Here is a 5,275-nt window from a genome sequence, read left to right as displayed (position 1 = left end):
TTTTAAAGTCATATTGGGATGTAATGTTTCTATTTCATATATATCTATTAACATGAAAGCTCTATTTAAAATTAACTCTACCTTTTCAGCGTTTGAAGCATTTACTACTACATAATTCGGTATTGTCGCAACGAGTTGTACTAAATGTTGGTACATACTAATTTGCATAATTTCATTCGCCTTTTCAGCATTTCCAAGCATTTGATACGCTTGTGCGATTAAGTCTTCCTCTGGAACGTTAGGACGTATCGTTTCGCCAAGTAATTGAAGCACCTCATTTGGTTTATTGAGTATAAGATAGCAAGTTGCTTGAAACGATACCGCCTCTTTCACAAGAGAAACATCATCACTTTCTTCCTGCACCCTGCTAAAGAAAGACATTGCCTCTTCTAAAATTTCAATTCTTTTATCCATATCCTCTGTTAACATATGGTGGTTTATAAAAAGTAGTCCCATTTGAAGTAATAATGGAAAACAAGAATAATATTTTTTAATTATTTCTCTACACTCCTTCATTACTTCATCAAACGGTTCTTCACTAAAAGTTTCCGCTAGTCTATGATATAAATTTTTAATATCTTCCTGCTCCATTTGTGGTGTATAACAGATTAGTTCATCTATACTTACGTTAAAATACGATGCCAATAGTGGTAAAATGTAATATCCGGATAACTCTGCCCAGTCTCCCATTTGGAAACAGACGCCTTCGTAATACCGATATACGCCGCTAACTCTTCCTGTGTAATTCCCTTTTCTTTTCTCTTATCCGCAATAATTTTATGAATGTTTATCTCCTTCACATCATCACCTCATACTTTTATTATATGTTCTTTTTTTCACACGAAATATAGATTCGAAGTCGACTTTCGTTAACAAAATCAACTGTTAGGAAACATCTCTCTAAAATCAAAGGCAGGAACATATCAAATATGTTCCTGCCTTTTTATTGTAGGGTACCGATACGTGGTCATCTAGCTAAGATTTTGCAGTGTTGCAAAATCTTAGCTAGATGACTATGAGAATCCAGTGAACAGCTTATTTGGATAATTTTCGAAAGCCGAAGTTAAAAATTCTTAGTTTCTTGCTCAATTAAATCAATACATTAATCTAGAAATTCAAGTGATTTCAATTTTTCAATTATCATTGACTTATATTTGATAGCTTCATACTGTGAATTATCAATTTTTGTCTTTTTTATATTTAACATATTAAATATTTCTCTTTCAATATCTCTTCTTGCTTCTAAAACTTTAATTGCCCCGTCTAAACCGTGATAGCCTTTCATTTTCCCATACCCTTGATCTGTATAATACTCAATAAATCCAGCAGACCATTCTTTATCTCTTTCATTAAATACCTTTCTGAATGAGAATTCTAAATCATCTTGTTCTATATAAAACAATACTGGATTTAATTTCTCTATGATTTCTGCTAATGCATTAATATAACTTTTAACTTTCTCTTTTTCTTCACCATATTTAACCATTCCGATTGTTAATGGATTTTGTATAAAGCAACATTCAAAAATATAAATTTTATTTTCGTTGTTGGCAATTTCAACAAAATCTCTCCATTTTTCAGTTATTAATTCAATATTTCTCTCTAGCGATAATTCATATATATCATTTTTAAAAATGGTATTTAATAAACTTTCAGGAAAATTAGTGATAGATTCATTTTTAATTTTTTTATATGGCAATACATAATTGTTTCCTCGCTTCGTAACTCTATCACTAATTACTTCCCTAAAATCACCACTATTCACTAACAAACTTTCGAATTCACTTTTATCAAAACAAGATACCCCATCATAATCAGCAGGATGGTCTGGATTCCCTTCAAGAAATAACTCAACGTCAATATTTTTTTCAATTAGAATATCGTAAAGCAAGCTTGCAGTGGTGGATTTCCCAAAGCCAGGAAGCCCTTCTACTATGATTAATTTTGTATTCAAAAAAATCTACACCTTTCTAAGACAAAACGGACTAATTTCCCTATAAATCATTATCTAAATTTAATAAAACTAAAACTTCTTTCCCTATGTATAATCATTTCGTTATCTCACCAAACTGCGCTCTCGTCACTTTCGCCAAGTCATCCACATTCAGCTCAATTTGTATACCAATTTTTCCGCCGCTTACTATGATTGTTTCAAGCGATTGAGCAGTCGCATCAATACATGTAGAAAATAACTTCTTCATCCCTACTGGTGAACAACCACCGCGAATATATCCTGATACTTTCGTAATATCTTTAACAGGAATCATTTCAATTTTCTTCTCACTTACTGCTTTTGCGGCAGCTTTTAAATTTAGTTCTTCATCTACCGGGATGATAAACACATGATAATTTTTACTATTCCCTTGAGCGATTAACGTTTTATATACTTCTCTCACTTCTCGTCCAATTTTCTCGGCTACTGATACACCATCAATTTTTCCATCGTCTGGATCATATGACATCATCGAATATTCAATTTTTTCTTTATCTAATATTCGCATCGCATTTGTTTTATCTTTTTTCATGGGTTTCTCCTTAAAAGGTTATTTCATATTATTAAGTTTTATTATACACTCTTTTCCATTTCTCCTACATAACTTCACGTATATTTCAAAACTAAAAATATTGATAATTCAAAAATCATCTGATATAATTTGGAAAAACTTATGTTAAGGAGAGATTCGTCATGCGAAATATTAATACTTCTTTCCAACTTCATCATCATACGTAACGCCGTGTATCCGAAGAAAAATTTTTCTTCGTGGGTACAGGGCTTTTCCTGTTGACCCACGAAGCGTTCATAAAGCTATGTGGGTATTTTTATACCTGCATAGCTTTTTTTAATTTAAAAAGGAGTGATTACAATGGAAATGAAAAATGTAAAAGGAACGAAAGACTATTTACCAGAAGAACAAGTACTGCGAAATAAAATTAAAAGGGCCTGTGAAGATACGTTTGAGCGATACGGATGTAAGCCGTTAGAAACACCAACGTTAAATATGTATGAACTTATGTCTTACAAGTACGGTGGCGGTGATGAAATTTTAAAAGAAATATATAGGCTTCAAGATCAAGGAAAACGCGACCTTGCCTTACGATACGATTTAACAATTCCATTCGCAAAAGTCGTGGCAATGAATCCGAACATCCGTCTCCCTTTTAAACGTTATGAAATTGGGAAAGTATTTCGAGATGGGCCAATTAAACAAGGACGATTTCGTGAGTTCATTCAATGTGACGTGGATATAGTCGGTGTAGAATCAGTTATGGCAGAAGCGGAACTTATGAGTATGGCGTTTGAACTGTTCCGAACGTTAAACTTAGAAGTAACGATCCAATATAATAACCGAAAATTGTTAAACGGTATTCTCGAGTCCATAAACATTCCTACTGAACGAACGAGTGACGTCATTTTATCATTAGATAAAATCGAAAAGATTGGGATTGATGGTGTACGAAAAGATGTATTAGAGCGCGGAATTTCTGAAGAAATGGCTAATACGATATGTAATACCGTTTTATCTTGTTTAAAGCTTTCAATTGCTGACTTTAAAGACGTTTTCAATACTCCACTCGTTGCCGAAGGAGAAAGAAACAGTAAACAAAAACATAGACAAAAGTAGGCATATATAGTAAAAAATAATTATGAAACAATATAAACCAAAAGAATTTTCAGAAATGCTTAATGTCTCTGTTAAGACATTACAAAGGTGGGACAATCAAGGTGTTTTACCTGCTTACCGAAACCAAAAAGGAAGATAATACTATACAGAAGAACAGTATAAGGAATATATGAGTATTCAAGAAGAAAATAAAGTAGGCAAAGTAGTTATTCAAATCCAGGTCAGAAAGATGATTTAGAAAATCAGGTTGAGTTTCGCAAATGCACGAGGGATAATTGTAGATAAAGTTATCAAAGGTATTGGTAGCGGATTAAACTACAAAAGAAAACAGTGGAATAAACCTGATTGACAGTTGTATGGAAAGAAATATTTCGACGATCATCATTGCACACAAAGATAGATTTGTACGTTTTGGAGATGATTGGTTTAAAGAGTTTCTTCGTAAAATGGGAGTGGAAATTATGATTGTTAACAATGAAAAACTATCTCCTCAAGAAGAACTTGTTCAGGATTTAATATCTATCATTCATGTATTTAGCTGTAGAATATATGGGTTGAGAACATACAAAAAGAAAATGTCGGAGGATGGAGACTTATGAAAAGAGCATATTTAATAGAAATCAAACCGACAACTGAACAAGTTAGTAAAATCCATCAAACTATTGGGGTGTGTCGATATGTATATAATCTGTATATCTCTAAAAATAAAGAGGCACATGAGTCGGAGGAGAAATTTCTTAGTGGCTATGACTTTTCCAAATGGCTAAACAACATTCATACAAAAGAGTGTGACCAGTGGATTAAAGAAGTGTCGAGCAAAGCTGTAAAACAAGCGATTATGAATGGAGATAAAGCTTTTAAGCGATTTTTTAAAGGTTTATCTCAGTTTCCACGATATAAAAAAAAGAAGAAGCAAGATGTGAAGTGCTACTTTCCGAAAAACAACAAAACAGATTGGACAGTAGAAAGACATAGAGTCAAAGTTCCTACAATTGGTTGGATAAGGTTAAAAGAATATGGATATATCCCTAAAAATGCAACTGTAAAAAGTGGCACAGTATATCAAAGAGCAGGAAGATACTATGTGTCTATACTCTGTGAAGTGAAAGAGGTAAAACCAAATGCAACACTCAATGCAGTAGGTATAGGAATTGATTTGGGAATTAAAGACTTTGCTGTACGTAGCGATGGAAAAACTCACAAAAATATAAATAAAACAGTACAAGTAAAAAAGATAGAAAAACGGTTAAAACGTGAACAACGCTCTTTATCACGTAAATTTGAAAATCTAAAAAAGAGAGGTGAAAAATCTGTTACTAATAAAAGAGTGAATATAGATAAAAATGTTCTTAGAGTGCAAAAGTTGCATGCTCGATTAGCGAATATTCGAATAGAGTATGTAAAGTCTATTGTAACAAATGTGGTGAAAACCAAGCCAACGTTTATTACAGTGGAAGATTTGAATGTGAAAGGTATGATGAAGAACAAACATCTATCTAAAACAATTGCCAAGCAGTCTTTTTTTGCTTTTAAAACGTGGCTTTTGACGAAATGTGAGGAATATGGAATTGAATTACGTCAAGTAGACCGGTTTTATCCATCGTCAAAGTTATGCTCATGTTGCAGTCAAAAGAAAGCGGATTTAAAGCTAT

The 5,275-nt window shown here is 32.7% G+C and carries 3 protein-coding genes and 3 pseudogenes; 3 read left to right on the top strand and 3 right to left on the bottom strand.

Annotated elements, in window-relative coordinates; genetic code table 11:
- From K5S59_RS27115 to ybaK, 3 genes and pseudogenes are all read right to left on the bottom strand, one after another.
- A pseudogene (locus K5S59_RS27115) lies at positions 1–800 on the bottom strand (helix-turn-helix domain-containing protein); the annotation flags it as partial.
- A 302-nt stretch (positions 801–1,102) separates the two neighbouring features.
- Positions 1,103–1,954: a P-loop NTPase family protein gene (locus tag K5S59_RS27110; protein WP_120450548.1), complete on the bottom strand. Its 852-nt coding sequence runs from the start codon at positions 1,952–1,954 to the stop codon at positions 1,103–1,105.
- 94 nt (positions 1,955–2,048) lie between these two features.
- On the bottom strand, positions 2,049–2,525 hold the full coding sequence (gene ybaK / locus K5S59_RS27105) for a Cys-tRNA(Pro) deacylase (protein ID WP_120450550.1): 477 nt from the start codon (positions 2,523–2,525) through the stop codon (positions 2,049–2,051).
- Positions 2,526–2,864: 339 nt separating this feature from the next.
- Here ybaK and K5S59_RS27100 point away from each other — a divergent pair.
- From K5S59_RS27100 to K5S59_RS27090, 3 genes and pseudogenes are all read left to right on the top strand, one after another.
- A pseudogene (locus K5S59_RS27100) lies at positions 2,865–3,605 on the top strand (ATP phosphoribosyltransferase regulatory subunit); the annotation flags it as partial.
- Positions 3,606–3,645: 40 nt separating this feature from the next.
- A pseudogene (locus K5S59_RS27095) lies at positions 3,646–4,222 on the top strand (IS607 family transposase).
- The coding region (locus K5S59_RS27090) for an RNA-guided endonuclease InsQ/TnpB family protein (protein ID WP_220784100.1) at positions 4,219–5,275 on the top strand (1,057 nt) is incomplete at its 3' end. The pseudogene K5S59_RS27095 and the gene K5S59_RS27090, both read left to right, overlap by 4 nt.

Origin of the sequence: Bacillus sp. BML-BC051 (assembly GCF_019656175.1) — a bacterium.
In the GTDB taxonomy this organism is placed as follows: Bacteria; Bacillota; Bacilli; order Bacillales; family Bacillaceae_G; genus Bacillus_A; species Bacillus_A mobilis.
The sequence above is the reverse complement of the archived record's forward strand: the minus strand, read 5'-3'. Positions and strand labels throughout refer to the sequence as shown.